At 44.6% G+C, this 22115-nt stretch carries 17 protein-coding genes; 10 read left to right on the top strand and 7 right to left on the bottom strand.

Going from position 1 to position 22115, the window contains the following annotated elements:
• Together KIH41_RS05740 and KIH41_RS05735 are read left to right on the top strand one after the other, a co-directional pair.
• The gene (locus tag KIH41_RS05740) at positions 1-1350 is read left to right on the top strand and encodes an HlyD family secretion protein (protein WP_213943924.1); all 1350 of its coding nucleotides are present in this window, start codon (positions 1-3) and stop codon (positions 1348-1350) included.
• Complete coding sequence (locus KIH41_RS05735; protein WP_213943925.1) at positions 1347-2759, top strand: TolC family protein; 1413 nt, start codon at positions 1347-1349, stop codon at positions 2757-2759. The genes KIH41_RS05740 and KIH41_RS05735 overlap by 4 nt, the downstream gene beginning before the upstream one ends.
• A gap of 72 nt (positions 2760-2831) precedes the next feature.
• Here the strand turns inward: KIH41_RS05735 and KIH41_RS05730 are convergent, their stop codons facing one another.
• Positions 2832-5324 (bottom strand): outer membrane beta-barrel family protein, encoded by a 2493-nt coding sequence (locus tag KIH41_RS05730; RefSeq protein ID WP_214161814.1) that lies wholly within the window; start codon positions 5322-5324, stop codon positions 2832-2834.
• Positions 5325-5447: 123 nt separating this feature from the next.
• Complete coding sequence (locus tag KIH41_RS05725) at positions 5448-6254, bottom strand: hypothetical protein (RefSeq protein ID WP_213943927.1); 807 nt, start codon at positions 6252-6254, stop codon at positions 5448-5450.
• A 225-nt stretch (positions 6255-6479) separates the two neighbouring features.
• Between KIH41_RS05725 and KIH41_RS05720 the strand changes: the two genes are divergently transcribed.
• On the top strand, positions 6480-7349 hold the full coding sequence (locus KIH41_RS05720) for an SDR family oxidoreductase (protein WP_213943928.1): 870 nt from the start codon (positions 6480-6482) through the stop codon (positions 7347-7349).
• A gap of 51 nt (positions 7350-7400) precedes the next feature.
• Here the strand turns inward: KIH41_RS05720 and KIH41_RS05715 are convergent, their stop codons facing one another.
• The 4 genes from KIH41_RS05715 to KIH41_RS05700 form a co-directional block, all read right to left on the bottom strand.
• Positions 7401-7913 (bottom strand): hypothetical protein, encoded by a 513-nt coding sequence (locus tag KIH41_RS05715; RefSeq protein ID WP_213943929.1) that lies wholly within the window; start codon positions 7911-7913, stop codon positions 7401-7403.
• Positions 7914-7997: 84 nt separating this feature from the next.
• The gene (locus KIH41_RS05710) at positions 7998-8183 is read right to left on the bottom strand and encodes a CPXCG motif-containing cysteine-rich protein (RefSeq protein ID WP_213943930.1); all 186 of its coding nucleotides are present in this window, start codon (positions 8181-8183) and stop codon (positions 7998-8000) included.
• A 55-nt stretch (positions 8184-8238) separates the two neighbouring features.
• A complete protein-coding gene (locus KIH41_RS05705) occupies positions 8239-8658 on the bottom strand; it encodes a DUF2141 domain-containing protein (protein ID WP_214161813.1) in 420 nt (139 codons plus the stop codon).
• Between the two features lies 1 nt (position 8659).
• Entirely contained in the window at positions 8660-9736 is a 1077-nt protein-coding gene (locus KIH41_RS05700) for an AMP-binding protein (RefSeq protein ID WP_214161812.1), read from the bottom strand.
• Between the two features lie 140 nt (positions 9737-9876).
• On the opposite strand from KIH41_RS05700, the gene KIH41_RS05695 reads away from it, so the two are divergent.
• The 7 genes from KIH41_RS05695 (at position 9877) to KIH41_RS05665 (ending at position 20805) form a co-directional block, all read left to right on the top strand.
• Positions 9877-10233, top strand: a complete 357-nt coding sequence (locus KIH41_RS05695; RefSeq protein WP_214161811.1) for an HYC_CC_PP family protein — start codon at positions 9877-9879, stop codon at positions 10231-10233.
• Positions 10234-10323: 90 nt separating this feature from the next.
• Positions 10324-14187 (top strand): efflux RND transporter permease subunit, encoded by a 3864-nt coding sequence (locus tag KIH41_RS05690; protein ID WP_214161810.1) that lies wholly within the window; start codon positions 10324-10326, stop codon positions 14185-14187.
• On the top strand, positions 14187-15692 hold the full coding sequence (locus KIH41_RS05685) for a TolC family protein (protein WP_213943935.1): 1506 nt from the start codon (positions 14187-14189) through the stop codon (positions 15690-15692). The genes KIH41_RS05690 and KIH41_RS05685 overlap by 1 nt, the downstream gene beginning before the upstream one ends.
• Before the next feature lie 8 nt (positions 15693-15700).
• Positions 15701-17467, top strand: a complete 1767-nt coding sequence (locus KIH41_RS05680) for an efflux RND transporter periplasmic adaptor subunit (RefSeq protein WP_214161809.1) — start codon at positions 15701-15703, stop codon at positions 17465-17467.
• 29 nt (positions 17468-17496) lie between these two features.
• Complete coding sequence (locus KIH41_RS05675; RefSeq protein ID WP_214161808.1) at positions 17497-18096, top strand: DUF3347 domain-containing protein; 600 nt, start codon at positions 17497-17499, stop codon at positions 18094-18096.
• Between the two features lie 73 nt (positions 18097-18169).
• Positions 18170-18754 carry a DUF2911 domain-containing protein gene (locus KIH41_RS05670; RefSeq protein WP_214161807.1) on the top strand — a complete coding sequence of 195 codons (585 nt, stop codon included), beginning with the start codon at positions 18170-18172 and terminating at the stop codon, positions 18752-18754.
• A 197-nt stretch (positions 18755-18951) separates the two neighbouring features.
• Positions 18952-20805: an ATP-binding protein gene (locus tag KIH41_RS05665; protein WP_214161806.1), complete on the top strand. Its 1854-nt coding sequence runs from the start codon at positions 18952-18954 to the stop codon at positions 20803-20805.
• Between the two features lie 4 nt (positions 20806-20809).
• Here KIH41_RS05665 and KIH41_RS05660 read toward each other — a convergent pair whose 3' ends face one another.
• Entirely contained in the window at positions 20810-22105 is a 1296-nt protein-coding gene (locus tag KIH41_RS05660; RefSeq protein WP_213943941.1) for an acetyl-CoA hydrolase/transferase family protein, read from the bottom strand.
• Positions 22106-22115 lie beyond the last annotated feature (10 nt).

Raw genomic sequence — 22115 nt, 5'->3', positions numbered from 1 at the left:
ATGCTCAACATTTCTTCCAACAAGTTAGAGGGAAAGGTCAATTTTGAGAATTTCAAGAGTCTCAGCATGACCATTCCTGCCAGCGAGAGCAAAAAAAGGGTGAAGATTTTACTTTATATCTTTCTCTTCCTGCTACTCTTTATTTTCCTACCCTGGACTCAGACGATCCGGTCTAAAGGGATGGTGACGGCTTTGAGACAAGATCACAGGCCTCAGACCATCCAGACGGTAATTGCAGGTCGGATAGAGCAGTGGTATGTGGCTGAGGGTGATTATGTGAACCGCGGTGATACATTACTATTGATTTCAGAGATCAAGGATGATTATTTCGATCCCTTGCTATTGGAGAGAACGCTTAAGCAGGTAGATGCCAAAAACCTTTCTGCTCGCTCTTATGCAGAGCGGGTGAAGGCTCAAGAAGGGCAGATTTTGGCCTTAAAGGCAAATAATTCCCTCCGAATAGAGCAAGCGCAAAATAGGCTGGAAATGGCCGAGTTGCAGGTGCAGTCTGACAGTATCCGATTGGAGCAGGCCAAAGTCAACTTTTCCATTGGGGAAGACCAATATGCCCGTGCAGAGAAGCTTTTTGAAGAAGGTCTTAGATCTTTGACAGATTTGGAACAAAGAAGGTTAAGGTTTCAAGAAGTGCAGGCAAACCTGATTGCAGCGGAAAATACGCTTTTGAGTAGCAGAAATGAAAAAATCGCAGCACAGATTGAGTTAAACGCAATAGATAATGAATTTAGGGACAGGCTAGCCAGGGCAGAGGCGGATAAATTTTCTGCCATGTCCTCCCAATTTGATGCCGAGGCTACCGCTACAAGGCTAGAAAACCAGTATAGCAACTATGAAGTCCGAACAGGCATGCGTTATGTTTTGGCCCCACAAAACGGTTACATTGCTAGGGCCCTACAGGTGGGTATTGGTGAAACCGTAAATGAAGGTACCCAGATCATGAGCATCATGCCAGCTGACGCCCAATTAGCGGTGGAAATGTATGTGGAACCAATTGACCTGCCATTAGTAAGGTTGGGTAATCGGGTTAGATTTATCTTTGACGGTTGGCCGGCAATTGTCTTTTCAGGATGGCCGCAGATTTCCAACGGGACCTTTGGGGGCAAGGTAGTGGCGATAGATAAATTTACCAGTGCCAACAACAAATACAGGGTAGTAGTGGCTCAGGATCCTGATGACAAGCCTTGGCCAGATGGTTTGCAGATAGGATCGGCGGCTGATGGCATAGCTCTTCTCAATGATGTGCCAATCTGGTACGAGATCTGGCGACAACTGAATGGATTCCCAGCAGATTATTATACTGCTGAAGAAAAGAGACAAGCAAGAAGGCAATGAGAAAACTAATTGGATTACTGGGTATGATTGTCGTGCTGGCCACTAATGTCAGTGCTCAGGATACCCTTTCATACAACCAGTTTATCAAATGGGTTTCTTTTTACCATCCAGTAGTCAACCAGGCAGTCATCACCACCGAGATGGGCCGCCAGGAGCTGAGGATGGCAAGAGGAGGGTTTGACCCGTACCTCTTTGGTAATCTGGATGAGAAGGAATATAACAACGTTGGATACTATCACAAGCGAGAAGCGGGTGTAGTGGTACCCACCATGGGTGGTGTTCAGTTGAAAGGCCTGGTAGAGCAAAATACTGGGCAATACCTAAACCCGGAGAGAAGGGTTCCCACAGAAGGCCTGATGACGGTTGGCGCTTCGGTAAATTTGGGCCAAGGCCTGATGATCGATAGCAGAAGAAGGGCACTGCGTCAAGCTGAAATTTACAGAGACGCCACACTTTCTGAGCAGCAATTGATGCTCAATAGACTTTACCTTGATGCTAACCAGGTTTATTGGCGATGGGCGTCTGCATATCAGGATGTGGTGGTGATGCGAGAGGCACTTGAATTGGCAAAAGTTCGGTTTAGAGGAATCCGTGATAGTTTTATATATGGGGATCTTCCTGCTATTGATACCTTGGAAGCCCACACCCAGGTGTTGAACCGTGAATATAGGCTACAGGCCAAGGAGATGGAGTATTTTGAATCCCAGCAGATGTTGGAAATCTACCTTTGGGATGAATATAACGAACCCATGAATTTAGGCAATCAAGTGGTTCCGCAGGACCTTTCCGAGGGAATTGACATTTCATATAGTTTGGAATTGCTTAGGGCAAACCTAAATCGACACCCAGAGCTTCAACTCTTGGATTTTGATCTAGCTTCTTTGGAAGTTGAGCGACGATGGAGGGCTGATCAGCTTAAACCTGTGGCCCAATTGCATTATAATATACTGACCAATACCACGAGCGGTTTCGAAAATAGTAATCATACATTTTTCGAAAACAACTACAAATGGGGGGCCACCGTAAGGATGCCTTTGTTTCTGAGAAGGGAGCGTGGAGCTTTGGGGATAGTCAAGTCCCAAATCAATTTTACCACCCAAGATAGGGACCTGAGATTCGTGAGGTTAAAAGCCAATTTGGAAAGTGAGCTGAACAATATGGAAACCCTGCAAAACCAGTACAGGACCTTCAATGAAAATCTCTTAGGACTTGAGCGGTTGCTAGAAGGTGAGCAGATGAGGTTTGATATGGGGGAAAGCTCCCTATTCCTAATCAATGCCCGTGAAGTGAGCGTGATAGAGGGGCAGCTGATTCTCAATGATGTCATAGCCCGCCGCAATATAGCCCATGCTCGGCTGTTGTTCGCCGCAGGTTTAGGATTTGAACAGGAATTGGAGGAAGAAGAATAATCAATAAACCCAAATATACAAAAAGGCTGTCCCTGAAAAGAGACAGCCTTTATTTTTGGTATCGGTTCTGAATTAATTGTTCATCACCGGGGCGCTGCTTTCGCCTTCTTTCATATCCTCATTGTTGATAGATCTTTTCTTCCGTCTCGACTGCTGAGCTACGTTCATTTTTCCTATTCGGTAAGTGAAATTAACCTTGAAGTTCATATTTCTCATGACCGTGGTGGAGGTTTGGTTGATGGTAGGAGAGTTGATCTCGCTGTTGATCACCATTCCGCGGGTCAGGAAGTTGTCGGCACCAATTCCTATGCTGCCTTTCTTCTCATTGAATTGCTTGTTGAGATTCAAGCCGTAGAAATACATGCCACCCTGATAGCCTTGTAGCTGTACCTGACGGCCCCTCATGAAACCAAAACCTTGCAGCATCCAAGATTCCGCAAAGTTGTAGTTGGCAAACATTCTACCACTTACCACAAAGCCTTCATTGGAGGAATTGTATAGTGGGTCTGGCACATTGTTGTCCAACACCGCATAGAAGGCATCTACACTACCGTTGACAGAGAAGTTTTTAGAGAACTGGAAGTTGGTGAACAGGTTCAAACCGTATGCATCCTCACTACCGATATTTTCAAAAGTGGTCAAGATACCGTTGTTTTCAAGTGGTGTTCTGATGGCTTGGATAGAACCTGTACTCTTTCTCATAAATGCCGACATGTTGATGGTGGCAATTTTATAGAAAGTATTGTAGCCCACTTCAAAGTTGTCCGTGAATTCAGGATCCAGTAGCGGGTTACCCTGAGTTACAAAAAGCGGGTTGGCTGCTTGCAAGTTTGGATTTAAAAACTGCAAGGAAGGCCTTTGAATTCTACGGTTATAAGCTGCTTTTAGCATGTTGCCGTTTTTCAGCTTTCTGCTAATATTCACACTCGGCACCAATACTCCATAAGAAGGAATTTCCACCTGTTGTTCATCTCTGAAGTCTGCATCAATCACCGTGTACTCATATCTTGTTCCAGCTTTTAGGGTATAATTGTCAAGAAAATTCAAAGTGTAAGACAAATAGGCCGCAGATACATTCTGGTTATAATTGAAGACGTTGTTTAACTGTGCGTTGTCGATTAGTTCATATTCTCCATCGCTACCATCAGCCGTGAAATAACGGAAATCACTGACTACTTGACGCAAAATGTTCTTGGCTCCAAATTCAACAATCTGGTTCTTGTTAATTGGTGTCTGATAGTCAAGCTGAACAGTGAATTCTTGATTGTTCGAGCTGTTTTCGTTGAGTGTCCTGCTGGCAATAAATGCCTGAGTAGGATCGTAGTTCAGATTGATGAAATCATTCACCCTGTTGTTTCTACTGAACAAAGTCATTACACTGAACTCTTTGGAGGGAGTGTCATAAGTTCTGGTATAGTTCAAGCTTGCATCAATCGTGTTGCTTAGGTTATCTATTGAAACCTCTCTAAGAATTGAATTGATTAATTCATCTTCCTGAAAAGTATTGGACAAAAGGTTGTCCTGACGGTTTCTGAAATTGAACATCCCAAAGTTGACAGAAGCTCCAACCCAGTTGTACTTATTGATATCATAATCCCAACCCAGGCTATAGCGGCCCATCAACATGTTTGTTCTGGTATCGGCCGTCTGGTTGGTTCTGGTTATCGGTCCTTCAGGATTGTTGACAAATTGGTCATTGTCAAAGCTTCCCAAAATATTGTAACCAGCTCTACCGAACCCTCCCAAGGAAAAGCCCATTTTGCCTTTTCTGGCGTTGGCGTTGATGCCAAGGTTTGAGCCTCTCACCCCGACACTGCTATTTACGTTCATAGATGCGCCCTGGAGGTTGTTTTTTTTGGTTACAATATTTATAATACCTCCGGCACCCTCCGCGTCATATTTTGCCGAAGGCGAAGTGATCACTTCCACTGTTTTAATTTGGTCAGCAGGAATCTGCCTCAAGGCATCCGCCACACTGCTGGCAGTGATGGTAGAAGGCTTGTTGTCAATCAAAACCTGAATGTTTTGGCTACCTCTTAGGGAAACATTTCCATCCAAATCCACTGACAACATGGGCACTCTTCTCAACACGTCAGCCGCATCACCACCTATAGTGGTTCTGTCATTTTCGGCGTTGTAGATAGTTCTATCCACTCTTTCCTCAATTAGGTTTCGTTGACCCTGAACCACCACTTCCTGCAAGGACACAGACTCTTCAGTAAGTTCAAGTTTACCAAGATTCACTGATGGTCTTTCAGATGTGATTTGGATGTTTTCTTTGGAAAGCGTTTGGAAGCCCATGAAGCTAGCTTGGATTTTATAGTTTCCGTTTCCAAAACCGGTGATGAAAAAATAACCCTCATCATCAGCCACTGCACCGGCCTTGTTGTTTCCTTCCGCGTCGAAAAGCACGACGTTGGCATATGAAACAGGCTCTCCCGAACCCTCACTTATCAACTGACCTGATATTTGATAACTGGGTTTGTCTGAGGATTGCTGTGCCGAAGCGCTCCATCCAAAAAATGAGAGGACGGCAAGCAATAATAAATGTTTTCTGATTTTCATGTGTCTTTTGCAAATTATCCTGCAAAAGAACCACAGTGAATTGAAATTAAAAAGTTAAATAAATCTTGAGGCGGAAATAATGGATAGACAGTAAAATTTAGGGATAAATAATCCTTTAGTTTTTTAATTGGCAGTTGTCAAAATAATACGTTGGCCATTGTCCAAAGTGACCTCTGCTTGCTCATCACAGTCGTCTTGGTTTCCATAGGAAATCTGGTGACGAACGGTAAGGCCTTGCTGCCGCTCAATGTTCCAGTTTTCTCTTCCCACAGAAGCCAAGTTTATGCCTTGGGACCAGCATTCTAGAGTTTGGATTTTCTCCTCTGCCACTTGCATGTTAAAAGGTCTTCCGGCCAAGTTTCGGCCCGTAGCTTCCCCTCTGGTTGCGATCTGAGATAGTGTGTCGGTTAGGTAAATCAATTCATGATGAAAGATTAGATTCAACCGTGTGCTGGAGCCAAACGAGTCAAATACCAAAATATCTTCCGAATTTTCGGTGATCAAGGAGCTATCCCGAAGATAGCTCCTTGAGCCCTCAATGGTGTTTTGACGTACTTGGTAATTTTGGTAGGTCAACATGGTGGGCAGGCTATCTTCGGCAAAGCTTATTTCAAAACCACCCCTGCGGGTAGTACCGTCTGGACATTCCTGATTAGTGAAAATCAGTGTCACTTTTCGATCATTTTCTTCTACGTTTATGATCGGGCAACCGGGTAACTGCAAACTATCGGAGGATGCCATTTGAAAATCCTCAAAACCCATCGTGAGGAAATACAGATGCTCATCCAAGGCAGCGGATGCATTGAAAATTTCCTCGGCTTCAAATTCAGGATCAGTCTGAAGTTGGTTGTCAAACTCATCGCTGCAGGCAAACAGCAGGCCTCCGAAAAGGCAGCACCATATTATTAAAAATGGAATTATATTACGCATGTCTGTAACTATGCAAATTCGGTGCAACTTTCTCCTTTTCCCCTTTCGGTTCTCTTTTTTAACATCTTCAACAAAACATAGTCTTTGATTATCAGTAGTTTGTGTTGATGTTATGTATTTGGTTTTGGTTACGGTACATTAACAGTTGGCTAGGGTTGGCAAACAAAGGATCAATTAAGAAGATTAATGCTTATATTCAGTTTTTTAACAATCTAATTTAGAATCATGAAATATACCGAAGGAATGCTCCGGGATGGAGCCATGGAAGGAAAAAACATTTTGATCACTGGGGGAGGCACTGGACTGGGCCGTTCAATGGGTGAGTATTTTTTGAAGTTGGGCGCCAACCTCATCATCACCAGCCGACGACTTGACGTCTTGCAGCAGACCGCCGATGAAATGCAGAATTCCTTTGGAGGAAAGGTGCTTGCCTTGCGCTGTGATGTAAGGGAAATTGAGCAGGTAGAAAAAATGTGGGCCGAGGCCAATGCGGAGTTGGGCCAGATCCATGGGGTGCTCAACAATGCCGCCGGAAATTTCATCAGTCCAACCGAAATGCTTTCAGCAAATGCTTTTCAGACTGTCGTAGACATTGTGCAGAAAGGCACTTCCAATGTTACCTTGACTGCAGGTAAGCATTGGATCAAAAATAAACAACAGGGGACGTTTTTGAATATCGTGACCACATATGCCTGGACCGGTTCAGGCTATGTGGTACCCAGTGCGGTGGCCAAAGCCGGAGTTCTGGCTTTGACAAGATCTCTGGCAGTGGAATGGGCCAAATTCCAGATCCGTTCCAACGCGATAGCTCCGGGACCGTTTCCTACGGAAGGAGCCTGGAGTAGGTTGCTACCTGGGGAGTTGGTCAAGAAATTTGACCCAGCCAAGAAAATACCTGTGGGCAGGGTAGGGGAGCATCAGGAGCTTGCAAATCTTGCGGCCTATCTCATGTCTGATTTCTCAGCTTTTGTCAATGGAGAAGTAGTCACTATTGATGGAGGGGAGTGGCTCAAGGGCGCAGGTGAGTTTAGCCACCTCGATCAGATCCCTAATGAAATGTGGGCCCAGCTTGCCGAAGCACGGAAGAAAAAGTAGAATTAAAGAAAAAGACCGAGCTGGATGCTCGGTCTTTCTTTTTCTTAATAATTAATCCTCTTTAAAAATAGGGGCTTTTTTATAGGGGAGGATTAATGTGTTATTCCAATTGGGAAGCACCTTTGCTAGATTTCTTTCCGTAAGAGATGCTGTCTCGACAAAATACCATTTGCTCTTCCCTTCAGCTGCCACGGCAATCAAAGTGTTTTCAGAGGTCAATCTGCCTCCCTTTACCTTTGTGACTGACTGGTAAGGCACCACTACGTGCCATTCGTCACCGGCTTTCACTTTATCCAAAGGCTCTTTCACAATAAAGTCGCTCAAGCTCATTCCCCTGTTTTTTTGCAGTTCATTCATCTGGAGCAAAACTTTTTTGTAAGCTTCGCGCCCGCCTGCTTGTTCAATGACCTGCGGATAGGTGAAGTCGAGCAATAGTTCGTAATCCTCATTCAAGTTGGCCAAAGCGTATTGATTGGCTGCTTCCCAGATTTCGTCAGGTGACTGGGCTTGTAAGGAACCAAAAATTAGGAGGAAGCTGAATGCGAGAAGTATAAGCTTTTTCATGTTGCGCTGATTTTTGATAACTATTAAAATCAGGCACAAAATTATCAAAATCCAGTTTACTTGTAGCTATATAGTGCTGAAAAATCACTGTTCGATAGACTGTGCAGAGAAAAAGGATAACTCTCCATTTTCTATAAAGAATTTGATCTCAATGGGTTTGCAGCATATTTCGCAATCCTCAATGTAGGTTTGAGCTGCAATACTGGGGTCAAGCAGCACAGAGATATTTGAAAAGCAATAAGGGCAGGTAAAGAAATGTTCCTCGAGCATCGATGTTCTTTTTTTGGAAAACATCCATGCCGAGGGGATGTTTGATAATCTAGTCTTATTTTTTGAGGCTCATGACGTGAACATCATTCTCATCGTCAACTTTGAAAGCTGCCGAAGAGAAAGAGGGCGGGCCAAATGTACCGCTTGCGTTGTTGGAGAAACCATAGGCTTCCTGGGGAACTCCAAGCAGATTCTTGTTCAGCTTACCGTCCTCGTTTTCATCGTGAAAAGCAGAGATGGCATAGTTGCCGTCGGCCATGTCTTTGAACTGGTAGAGTGCTCTTCCGTGTTGGATTTTCACCACCGCACTGCCCACTGCCTTTTTATCGTTGTCGGGGAATCCGTCAGGGGAATTAAAAAGCAGTATCCGCACTACTCCCTTGTCGTTTTCTAAATTGTCAATAGTGACCGTGAGGTCAGTTTTGGAAGGTCTGATCATGATGAGCAATACCAATAGTACCAGGATGTTTTTCATTTTACGCTAATCGTTCAATAGTTGCTCGCCTATTGATTTTCCCGGATGCTGTCACTTCAAAATGTTCTAAAAAAAAGACCGCTTTTGGAACTGCATACTTGGAAACAAGGGCTTGAATCTGCATTTGCAAATCCCTTGCCTGATTTTCACCGACTTGGCCATTTTCTATGAGCAAACAGACTTTTTGGCCCAGGGTGTCATCGGGAAGCCCAAAAATAAAATAATTTTTTCCAGGAAATGTTTTCTCCAAAACAGGAAGTATTTGATTTTCAATTTCTTCAGGATGAATTTTGACCCCGCCGGAGTTGATTGCAAAATCCGCGCGGCCTATCCAGATAAATTCCTCGTCAGATATAAGTTGCACAATATCATTGGTTTCGAGTCGGTTTTCCCTGCCCATTGGGGAAGATATCACCAATCTGCGGTCCTCAGTTTGACCAAACTTCACACCCGGCAAGGCCTTATACACAGGGGATTGCTGGAGCCCCACTTTGGCCAAAGCTACATGGCTGACCGTCTCAGTCATTCCAAAAGTTTGATAAATGGAATTAGGGTAGGCTGAAGCTCTTTTTCTTAAGATTTCGCTCATGGGAGCGCCGCCTATGATGAGGTAAGTAATGTCACTTAATTTTGAGCTTGTGTCGGCGTTGTTGATCACATTTTCCAGTTGCAACGGAACCATAGCTGAAAAATCAAATCTTGCCCCCCCTATCTCGGCCAAAGGATTGGCGATTGGTTTTAAGAGCATTACATCTGCATCCCATTCCATTCCTCTCACCAGCATCATTTTGCCAGCAATCATTTCCGTGTTCAGGCAGCATAGCAGGCTTGCACCTTTTTGTATATTGAAAAATTGTCCTGTTCCCTTGGCACTCGCTTCCATCTGGATTCTGGCAACGGTAATTGTTTTGGGTTTACCCGTAGATCCTGAGGTTTGGAGTTCAAAGGTTTCTTTTCCCAAAAGCCAAGCCTTGCAATAATCAAGTGATTGTTGAAAATAAGGATCGGTCGACTTATAAGAACCTGTTGCAATGTCAGTAAATGGGATCTTTTCCCCGTTGATTATTAAACTTCCCATGGTCAAATATTACACCCCAAATTTAGGTAAGTCTGGGTCCTATTAAAAATTACCAAAAAAATATAAAGCGAAGTAATCAGCATTTGTTATATTTGTTTCAATAATTTATCATGGACCGCTTCATAAAGATATCGTTTTTAATGATTTACCTGCTCTTCAACGCAGGTTTGAGCTATTCTATGCATTATTGCGGGGAGAAGCTTGAGACGGTAAAAGTGTCCCATGAACATTCAAAGTGCTGTTCGGAACAGGATGTTGATCCCGATTGCTGCCTAGATGTTGATTTTCAGGATCAGCAAAACAGAGATCAGGTGCTCTTGGCTTTGGTGGACTACCAGTTCCAAAAAGTGGACTTTTCCTTTGCCATCTCCGATTTTATCGCATTGCTTCAAAAGCTTTCTATTGAAATAAAACCCGATAGGGAGGTCTTGGATGAAACGGACTTGTTTGCCTGGAAGACGCCCATTCATATCCAGAACCAGACTTTTTTGATTTAAAAATTGGCTCCCAGCCAATTGTTGACTTATTGTGCCATTTGAATTTATAGGCACTTCCTTACAGATTTCTTCATTTGATCATTCTTATAAATGCTCAATTCTATTATCAAATTCTTTCTCGAGAATAGGCTCGTGACGGTTTTGCTGCTACTTATAATAGTGGCTTGGGGAATTATCGTAGCCCCATTTAGATGGGATACTGGGTTTTTGCCCAGTGATCCGGTGCCCGTAGATGCCATTCCCGACATAGGTGAAAACCAGCAAATTGTCTTCACCGACTGGATGGGCAAATCCCCTCAAGACGTAGAGGACCAGATCACCTATCCGCTCACCACGGCCTTACTGGGCATGCCCGGAGTAAAATCCATCCGGAGTACTTCCATGTTTGGCTTCAGCAGTATTTACCTCATTTTCGAAGAAGATGTGGAGTTTTACTGGAGTCGAAGCCGGATTTTGGAAAAGTTGAACTCTTTGCCAGCTGGGCTTCTTCCAGAAGGGGTACAGCCCCAGTTAGGTCCCGATGCCACGGGATTGGGTCAGGTTTATTTCTATACCCTGGAAGGCCGAGATGAAAAGGGCAATCCGGCAGGAGGCTGGGATCTACATGAATTGAGGACCATCCAGGATTTCTATGTGAAATACGGACTTTCAGGAGCAAAGGGAGTTGCGGAAGTGGCCAGCATAGGTGGACACGTCAAGGAATACCAGGTGGACCTTGACCCCGATGCTATGAAAGCCAACAATGTGTCCATGATGGAAGTAATGGACGCGGTCCGGAAATCCAACCTGGACGTGGGGGCCAATACCATGGAGGTCAACAAGGTGGAGTACATCGTCCGCGGTTTAGGCTATGTGAAGAGCTTGGACGATATTGAGCAGGCGGTTGTGAGAATGAACAACAACGTGCCGCTTCGAATAAAAGACGTTGCAAAAGTTAACATTGGACCCGCCAGTCGGGCAGAGCGTGCCATTTTGGATAAAGGCGGAGCCGAAGCTGTAGGTGGGGTTGTAGTGGCCAGGTACGGTGATAACCCTTTGGCAGTAATAGATGAGGTGAAAAGGAAAATCGATGAGATTTCCCCAGGTCTGCCAAGTAAAACCCTGGAAGATGGCACGGTATCCAAAGTTACCATAGTTCCCTTTTATGATCGCTCCGGTTTGATCAATGAAACCCTATATACGCTCAATGAAGCGATTAGCCTGCAGATATTGATTACAATCATAGTTATTATTGTGATGGTGGTCAATCTAAGAGCCAGCTTGTTGATCTCTGCATTATTGCCCTTGGCTGTGCTGATGTGTTTCATTATGATGAAATACATGGGGGTAGATGCCAACATCGTGGCCTTGTCCGGTATTGCCATTGCGATTGGGACCATGGTGGATCTGGGGATTATTCTGAGTGAAAATATCCTGAGGCATTTGGGGATTGGGGATACTACCAAATCCAAGCTTACGATTATTTATGAGGCCACTACGGAAGTAGCTTCAGCAATTTTGACCGCTGTGATGACCACCATTGTCAGCTTTTTACCTGTCTTTACTTTGCAGGCGGCAGAAGGTAAGCTATTTGGGCCGTTGGCTTATACCAAGACGTTTGCCTTGGTGGCGGCTTTGATATTTACCTTGGTATTTATGCCGGCTTTTGCCCATTGGTTGTTTGGAGCTCAATTGAAATCCAGAAAAGCAAAAACGATTGCCAATTTCTTGCTGACATTGGCGGGCTTGGCCATTTTGTTTGTAATGCCATGGGCAGGTTTAGTGTTGCTTGCATTGGGGTTAAATAACCTGTTTCACACCTACTACTCTGAGAAATTCTTTGATGGCAAATTCAAAGATGCCATTACGATTACCATTGTAGTAATTGCAGTATCCTTCCTGCTGGCATTGGAGTGGCGCCCATTGGGTCTATCTCAATCGGCCCTAGTTAACTTTATCTTTATTATAGCAGTGATAGGTTTGATATTGGGCTTATTTAGAATTTTTATCAGATTCTATAAATCTATTCTTATATGGTGCTTGGAATATAAAAAGACTTTCATGGCTTTGCCTTTAACCATAATGCTGCTAGCGTTGCTCATTTGGATGGGATTTGCCAATGTGTTTGCTTTTGTGCCAAGAGCCCTAGATGAAGTAGGGTATAATGTGCGGACGAATAAGGCTTGGTCTTCTATGGCACATGCATTTCCTGGCATGGGTAAAGAATTTATGCCGGCACTGAATGAAGGCTCATTTTTGCTAATGCCAACCTCCATGCCCCACTCAGGGGTGGAGGCCAATATGGAAATCCTTAAGCAGCTGGATATGCTGGTTCAGGCCATCCCAGAGGTAGAGACAGTGGTAGGGAAAGCTGGCCGAGCCGAAAGCCCCCTTGATCCTGCACCAATGTCCATGTATGAAAATGTGATCAACTACAAAACAGAATTCATACAGGATGAGCAGGCCAATAAATTAAGGTTTGCAGTGAATGGCGATGGGCATTACCTGCTTAACGTGGATGAGCAGGAGTGGTTATTTGACCGTTCGGAGCAAAAGATTTTTGATGGGGAAGAGCGGCCAATGGAGGATAGAAGAGCCAGGGGTGTTCAGCGCAATATCCAACGGTACCTAGTGCCGGATAGCAAAGGGCTTCACTTTAGGCAGTGGCGTGATGAAATTAAGAGTCCAAATGACATCTGGAATGAAATCCAAAGCCGTACATCCAATCTCCCAGGGGTGACATCCGCACCAAAATTACAACCGATCGAAACTAGGTTGGTCATGTTGCAGACTGGAATGCGAGCACCTATGGGAATGAAAGTGTATGGCCCTGATTTGGAGACTATCGAAGCGTTCAGCTTGAGTCTGGAAAATTTATTAAAGGAAGTGCCGTCAGTAAAACCTGCCGCTGTATTTGCGGATAGGTCTCTAGGAAAGCCATATCTAGAGATTAACTTGGATAGGGTAGCCATGGGTAGATATGGGTTGAATGTGTCGGACGTGCAGGAATTTATTGAGATTGCCGTAGGAGGCATGACACTGTCGACCACTGTGGAAGGAAGAGAGCGATATGCCATCCGTGCAAGATTTGCACGTGAATACCGCGATGACCCTGATGCAATTTCCAGACTATTGGTCAACACCCCTTCAGGTGGGCAAATTCCCCTTCAACAGATAGCTGAGGTAACCTACCGACCCGGGCCGATGATGATCCGCGGGGAGGATTCCTTCTTGGTTGGATATGTTTTATTTGACAGGCAAGACGGGTATGCCGAGGTGAGTGTAGTGGAGGATGCTGATAGGTACATTAAGCAAAAAATTGCCTCTAGAGAGCTTGAGGTGCCGGCTGGGGTAACATATAACTTCAGCGGAAATTACGAAAATCAGGTCAGGGCCGAAAAAAGGTTGGCCATTGTGATCCCGCTGTGTTTAACAGTGATTTTCCTCATTCTTTATTTCCAATTCAGATCCACAGCCGTGGCTCTTATGATATTTACAGCTATAGCGATGGCGTTTGCGGGAGGTTTTCTGATGCTTTGGCTGTATGGGCAAACCTGGTTTTTCGATGTCAACCTACTGGGCACCAATATGCGTGAGCTGTTTCAAATGAGTACGGTCAACTTGAGTGTAGCCGTATGGGTAGGGTTTATCGCTCTTTTTGGGATAGCCACGGATGATGGGGTGGTCATGGGGACTTACCTCACGCAAAGCTTTGAAAGGTCCAAGCCAGAAAATAGAGCTCAGGTGAGAAAAGCAGTAGTAAGTGCGGGCTTAAAACGCATCAGGCCATGTTTGATGACCACTGCTACTACTATTCTGGCTCTATTGCCAATCCTTACTTCTACCGGTAGGGGTTCGGATATCATGATCCCTATGGCCATTCCGGCATTTGGGGGGATGAGCTTTGCATTGATTTCATTATTGATCGTTCCGGTGCTTTATGCTTGGAATGAGGAAAGAAAACTTAAGGATTAATGGAAAAAGTCATATCAATTCGTAAGATTCAAATAGCTGGCGCTTCCCTTAAGAAAGCATTTCTTTCGGTAGTTCTAGTATTGCTGGCTGTGCTAGGTCAAGCTCAACAAATAGAGGAATATTTGATCCAGGCTGGGGAAAATAACCCGGAAGTAAGAGCGAATTTCCAGCGGTATCTAGCCAACCTGGAAAGGGTGCCCCAAGTGGGCAGCCTTCCCGATCCAGAGCTTTCCTTGGGCGTATTTCTTCAGCCTATGGAGCGACTGATGGGAAATCAGCGGGCGGACATCAGCATCATGCAGATGTTTCCCTGGTTTGGCATGTTGCGCACCCAAAAAGATGAAGCCAGTTTAATGGCTAATGCTTCCTATGAGCAGTTTCGTGAATCCAAAAACCAGTTGTTCTTCGAAGTGAAGTCCACTTACTATGAGCTTCATCTCTTGCAGAAAGAGATTGAGATTACGGAAGATAACTTGGAAATTCTACGCACCATGGAAAGACTTGCACTTATTCGCTACCGAGGAGGTAATATCGGTGGAGCCACCTCCAGTGCGTCCACTGCCGTAAGGGCGGCTGGTTCCAATGTGAGCAGTCCCCGTAGTAGCGGGATGAGCATGGGTCAAGCTGGGGCAGGTTCATCTGGTGCGGCTGATCGACGAGATATGGGCGGTTCCGGTGGAGGCATGAATGAAATGGGAGGTGGTAGCTCAGGAGGAAAACTTTCCGACGTACTCAGGCTACAGATTCAGATTAGATCCATGGAAAGTCAGCTGGAGACGCTAGCTGATAAAAAGCGGCCACTCATGTTCCGCTTCAACAAGCTTCTGGGAACAGAGTCAACTGCCGAAATCCAACTTGAGCAGGATCTTAGCCCAAGAATTTTAGCCTTTAATGGGGAAAGCTTCATCGACAGTGTTATGCAGGACAATCCCATGTTAAAAATGCTGGAAGCAGAGGCTGAAGTATTTTCAAAGCAGGAACAGATGGCCAAACTGGATGGAAGACCAATGATCGGGGTTGGGGCCAATTATATGGTGTTCTCACCTAGAGCGGAAATGGGTTTTCCAGGAGGTTCAGGATCCATGGAGTACATGCCATCGGGGATGGGCAACAATATGATCATGCCCATGGTGACGCTTTCATTGCCTATCTACAGAAAGAAATACAAGGCCGCTCAGAGCGAAGCCCGGTATAATAGGGAGGCAATTCAATATCAGAAGGAGAATGCTGAGAACGAATTACTTGTTCAGTTAGAAGAGACTATACGGGAAATCAGGGACTCGGAGCGCAAGGTTCTGCTGTTGGATGAGCAAGTAGAGTTGACCCAGCAGGCGCTGGATCTCATGGTGACCGCATATGCAAATGAAGGATCCTCATTCGAGGAGTTGCTTTCCGTTCAGCGGGAGCTTTTGGATTACAGACTTGAATTGATAAGTGCCATTGTGAACCAGCATACGGCCTATGCTATGCTGGACATGCTAGTGGCTAAAGGAATAAGGGAATAATTACCGATATGGAAAATATAAATAGAAAACAGATTCTGATCATTGCCTTGGGTTGCCTCTTTTTTGGGGCGATCATTGGCTGGAGCCTGAGCCCCTCGGGCAATGACCACGAGGGACATGCCCACAGTGGTGATGCAGTGAGTGAATACACCTGCAGCATGCACCCGCAAATCCGGCAAGAGGGGCCGGGTCAATGCCCCCTCTGTGGAATGGACTTGACTCCTGTGGCCTCCAGGAATGGCGGTGCCTCCGATCCAATGGTATTTGAAATGACACCTGAAGCTGTGGCCTTGGCCAATGTGGCCGTAGTTAGGGTTACCGAGGGCGGTACTGCTCAGCAGGTGCGCCTAAGTGGTAAGATCCAGCCGGATGAGCAGCAAGTCAATAGTATTGCCGCTGATTTTTCGGGAAGGATCGATAAGCTTTATGTCAGTTTTACCGGCCAAGAAGTAAAACGGGGAGAAAGGTTGGCGAGTGTTTACTCTCCTGACTTGATAAACGCCCAAAAAGAGCTTCTGGAAGCCAGCCGGATGAAGGAGAGACAGCCGATGCTGTATGAGGCGGCTAGGGAAAAGTTGCGGTTGTGGAGAGTTTCCGATAAGCAAATTGAAGAAATAGAAGCACAGGGAGAAGTGAATAGCACTTTTGAAATCTACGCCAATGCCAGCGGATACGTCACTGCTCGGAATATAGCCGTTGGGGATTTCATTTCCCGAGGAACGGTCCTTTTTGAAATTGTTGATTTGAGCCGAGTTTGGGTTATGCTTGATGCCTACGAGTCAGACCTTGGATGGCTTAGCAAAGGAAACCAATTGACCTTTACCGTCAATGCAATTCCCGGAAAGGAGTTTAAAGGAACCGTAAATTATATTGACCCCATCATCAACCCTGAAACCCGTACAGTATCAGTGAGGGCAGAGGTCTCTAATCCTGGTCAACAACTAAAACCGGAAATGTTTGTGAATGCCACCGTACATGGTGGACAGCAAGCACAAGGGGAAAGCACCCTAATGATTCCAAGGTCTTCGGTGCTTTGGACGGGCAAAAGATCGGTAGTGTATGTGCAAAGGGGTACAGCTGATGCACCAGCCTTTGAAATGGTAGAAGTGCAATTGGGATCAAGAGTTGGAGACCAATACCAGGTTCTATCCGGCGTAAGCAGCGGGGATAAAATTGTGTCCAATGGGGTATTTGCCATTGATGCTGCTGCTCAATTGTCGGGCAATTACAGCATGATGGGGAGGCCGGAGGCCAAGACCTTGGAAGTGCCTGATGCTTTTAGAAAGCAGATTGGGGCATTGGTGAATAGTTATTTGGAGCTAAAGGATGCTTTGGTAGAAACAGAGCCTGATGCTGCGGCTAAATCCTCCCTTCGTGTCACCCAAGCCTTGGGTGCAGTGGATATGAAGTTGCTCGATGAAAAAGCCCATAATATTTATATGCCGTTGCATAAATCCATGCAGACAAGTTCACAATCAATCGCAGAAAGAAATGATGTGGAATTGCAAAGAGAGGCCTTTGAAATACTTTCAGAGCACCTTATTGAGACTGTGGAATATTTTGGAATAGAGCAAGACAAGCTCTACAAGCAGTTTTGCCCTATGGCATTTGATGATCAAGGTGCTTTCTGGCTTAGTGCCGAGAGCGAGATTAAAAATCCATATTATGGGGACATGATGCTTTCATGTGGGGAAGTGAAGAAAACATATGAAAAAGGTAAGTTGAACTATGCCGACAAGAAGGCTGCTTCAGCAGAAGCCCAACACCACCATTAAATTAATTTTAAACCAATAATTATAAACTCATGAAAAAAGTATTCATCGCCGCAGCCCTAATGGGCTTATTTATCGCTTGTGAAAACAAACCTCAAGAAGATGATCACCAGGGTCATGCTCACCATGATGATGGAAGTTCCCATGTTGCAGCAGAGGATGCTGGAGATGCCACTGAGGTTCACGCAGATTTCACGATTTCTAAGCATTCAGAAGTTGAGCAGGTAAAAGCGTTTTACTCAGAATACCTAAACCTCAAAAATGCTTTAGTAGCAAATGACAAAGAGGCATCTGATAAGGCAGTTCAAAACCTTCAAGGATTATTAAACAATGACAACTTCAATTCAATGGAGGGGAGAGCTTCGGCAGTCGTATCGCAAATGGGATCAAGTCTGAGAAGCATGGATGGTGAATCAGTAGATGGAAAAAGAGAAGAGCTTAATACTTTGAGTATGTCTCTGTTCACCATGCTGAAGGCTGCTGACCATGGTGTGGAGAATGCCCACCTGCAATATTGCCCGATGGCATTCAATGACCAAGGAGCCTATTGGGTGAGTGATGTGAAAGAGATCAGAAACCCATATTTTGGTGACAAAATGTTGAAATGTGGTTCTGTAAAAGAATCAATTTAAAGATAAACGGTTGTTTAATTCCCCAAAACCTGACAGGAGACCTAGTGCTCCTGCAGGTTTTTCAATTTAGCATATGAAGAAATTATTTATATACAGCCTAGCCCTTTTGCCTATTCTTTATGGATGTGGACAAGGTGAAAATAAGGAGGGTTCCGCCCATGACCATCATGAGTATGTGGAGGAGATTACAGAGGAGGATTTGAATAGCCCCAAAAGTATCCCTCGTGAAGCACACGGTCAAGTGGGGACTAACCATGTCACAATAAAATACCATTCCCCTGGTGTAAGGGGTAGAACAATCTGGGGTGGCTTGGTGGCTTATGACCAAGTTTGGGTAGCAGGTGCCCACCAGGCCACAAGTGTGGAGTTCTCAATACCGATTGAAGTGGAAGGGCAACAGATTCCAAAAGGAAAATATGCTTTTTTTGCTGTGCCGGGAAAAGAAACTTGGCACTTGATCCTCAATAAAAACTGGGAACAACACTTGACCGATGAATATGCTGAGGAGGATGATCTTGTGAGAATCGAAGTTACTCCTAATCAGGTTTCAACTGTGGAGCGCTTGGAATATGAAATAATTGATGCGCAAGGTGAGGCAGGTGAAATAGTGATGAGATGGGATACCTTGGAGGTTAAATTGCCTTTTACCAATAAATAACGGATAGATTAGTATAATTTGATAAATGGCCTCTTATGGTTTGAATTAGAGCCATTTATCATTTTTTTTTTAAAAAAGGCTTTGAAATAAAAAAATGCCTATAATTTTACGGATGGAAATCGTTTGCAAAGGAATCCGTATGTATAATGGGTAGGTTGGTTTTTGTTAGAATTGCTTTATTATCAGTCTTTTTAAGCTTGAGCCTGAAATCTGTTGGCTCTGAACAGATAACTTTTGAACAACTGCTTGAAAAAGCCCACGCCTTTCAATATCAGTCTAAAGATTCAGCATTTTATTATATAGAACAAGCCAAAGTTCTTGCGAAAAACATAGGCCACCGAACCTTGAAAGGAAAGGTAGCCAATAGGGAAGGAGCGGTCCACTATGTGGCAGGCAATTACCAGCTTGCTTTGGAGAAGTTCCTTGAGGCTGAAGAGATCTTTAGGGGTTCTAAAGCTTCGCCTGATTACATTTTTGCTCTCAACGGGCGAGGCCTAATCTATTTGGGCCAAAAACAGTACAGGGATGCCATCGAGATTTGGGAAACCACACTGATCCTGAATGAAGACATAAAGGACACTAAGGCCCTTTCCAAAAATCTTTTCAATATGGGAATTGCCTATGCTGAGCTGAAAGAGTTTGACACTGCCTTGGAAAAACTTATCGGTAGTTTGGAAAAGGTGCTCAAGGATCCTTCAGATCATCTTAAATACATGATCCAAAACCGCTTGGCCAAAACCTATTTTGATACCGGCAATATTCCTATGGCTGAGAAATACTATCATCAGGTATTAAAAGATTCGGCCATCATCAACAATTGGGAGAAAACATTTGCTTTTACGGGCTTGGCTGAAGTGAGACAGATGCAGCACAAATATGACGATGCTTTGGTGTTGGCTCAGAAAGGGTATGAATATGGATTGTTTGTAGGCGCCTACTGGGATTTGTGTAGGGTCACCGTGTCCTTGGCCAATATTTATGAAGCCAAAGGTGATTATGAAAATGCCTTGGCCTTTAATAGGCTTCACAAAAGCTATAGCGACAGCCTTTACTCAGAATCGAAGGATCTTCAGATTTCGGCTCTGGAATTAAAGTTAGCCAAGGCCGAAAATGAGGTTTTGCGAACGGAGAAGGATTTGATGGATGACGTTGTGATCCGAAAGAATTTCATCCTGTCTCTACTAGTGATGGTTTTGATGGGCTTTGTTTTTATTGTCTTTATTTATCGGAAAAGTTTAAAGCATAAGGAAGCTTTTAATAAGACCCTCAAAAGAAAAAACAAAGCCATACAGAAGCAGAAAAAGGAGATTTCGACAAAAAACAAATCCTTGAACCAACTGAATGAAGCGAAAACAAGGATTTTCTCAGTGCTGACCCACGACCTTCGCTCTCCGATCAACTCCATCAAGCAACTTTTGGAGCTGCAAAAAGAAGGGGTGTTCACCCAAGAAGAAACCGATCAGGCCTTGGACTTGCTGTATGAACAGATTGTGAAAACGGACCAGATGATGGCTCAATTGCTACAATGGGCTAATCAGCAGCTTGAGGGCGCCAAGGTGAATCAGCGAAAGTTGGATCTGACCCAAGAGATAGAGAATGTTATAGATCTATATGAATTTCAGGCCGGCGCAAAGAAAATCAGCGTGAGGCACGATAAATCTGAGGAGATTCAAATCTTATTTGATATAGGTGACCTGAAGATCATCCTTCAAAACTTATTAAACAACGCCATTAAATTTACCCCGGCAGAAGGGCATATAGTCTTTTTCTATTCCTTTGCTGATGGTAATCTGGTAAACCTCCATATTAAAGATTCCGGATTAGGTATGGAGCAGGATCAGATTGAGTTTTTGAAAGGAAGTGACCTGAAAATGATGGATTCTGTTTTGGGCACTGAAAACGAATCCGGCTCTGGCCTCGGTCTTTTGTTGGTAAAACAATTTTTGACCAACAATGGGGCTTCATTGGAGATCATAAGTAAAAAAGGAGAAGGTACAGAGTTTATCCTGACCTTCTCCTTGGTTGACGAGTCAGTATTACAGGTAAAATAGCAACCTACTGGAAAGCGTATATAAATTGGCCAAATCTTTCATGAATGGCTTTTTCGAGGTCTTCCCTGTGCTCAGGGGCAGCGATTTTCATCAATTCGTAAGCCCTTTGTCTCAAGTTTTTCCCATACAGGTAAGCAACCCCGTACTCGGTGACCACATAATGCATATGTGCCCTTGTGGTCACCACACCCGCGCCTTGCTTGAGGAAAGGGACGATTTTGGATTTGCCGCCTTTGGTGGCCGCATTGAGTGCCATCACAGGTTTTCCACCTTCTGAAAGAGCCGCTCCACGCATGAAATCCATCTGTCCACCTACACCAGAGTAGTGGTAACTTCCAATACTATCAGCACAAACCTGCCCGGTAAGGTCAATTTCAAGACAGCTGTTGATGGAAACCACTTTCGGGTTTTTCCGTATCACTGCGGTATCGTTGACATACGCCGCCTCATGGAAGGTAAATTCAGGGTTGTCATTCACCCTATTGTATAGTTTCTCGGTTCCGATGGCAAAGGAAGTAACTATTTTGCCTGGATGCTTTTTCTTGTATTTGTTGGTAATTGCACCTGTGTCCAAAAGATCAACTACTCCATCCGAAAACATCTCGGTGTGAATGCCCAAGTCCTTGTGAGTAGTGAGTGCCTTTAAAACCGCATCCGGGATGGCGCCGATTCCCATTTGGAGGGTAGAACCGTCCTCAATCAGTTCAGCTATATATTTTCCAATGGTAAGCTCTCTTTCTCCCAATTTCAATCCGTAATTTACTTCAGGTAAGGCCTCGTCTACCTCTACGGCAGCGTGAAATCTACTAAAGTGGATCAAGCCGTCTCCATGCGTTCTGGGCATCCTTTTGTTCACCTGTGCTATGATGATCTTGGCCTTCTCAATTGCAGGTTTCGCAATGTCAACTGAAACTCCCATGGAGCAGTATCCATGTGCATCAGGCGGGGAAACATGCAGTATGGCCACATCAATAGGCAGGATGTCCCTTCTAAACAACAACCCGATTTCACTCAAAAATATTGGTACATATCCTCCTTGTTCGCAATTCACCGCCTGTCTCACATTTTCGGACACGAAAAGAGAGTTAATAAAAAAACTGCCTTTGCAGTCAGGTTGGGCAAGAGGCATTTCTCCCAAGGTGGAGATTGACACCACTTCCACATTTTCCAATTCCTCTTTACGATTGGCTAGGGCTTTTAACATGACAGTCGGTGTCGCCGCACTTCCATGTACAAAAATTCTCTGTTGGCTTTTTACGATTTTGACAGCTTCTTCAGCTGAGGTATAAGAGTAATACATAGGTGATAGT

The sequence above is a fragment of the Litoribacter ruber genome (assembly GCF_018500185.1).
GTDB classification, from domain to species: domain Bacteria; phylum Bacteroidota; class Bacteroidia; order Cytophagales; family Cyclobacteriaceae; genus Litoribacter; species Litoribacter ruber.
This window is presented reverse-complemented; position numbering and strand designations above follow the sequence as displayed.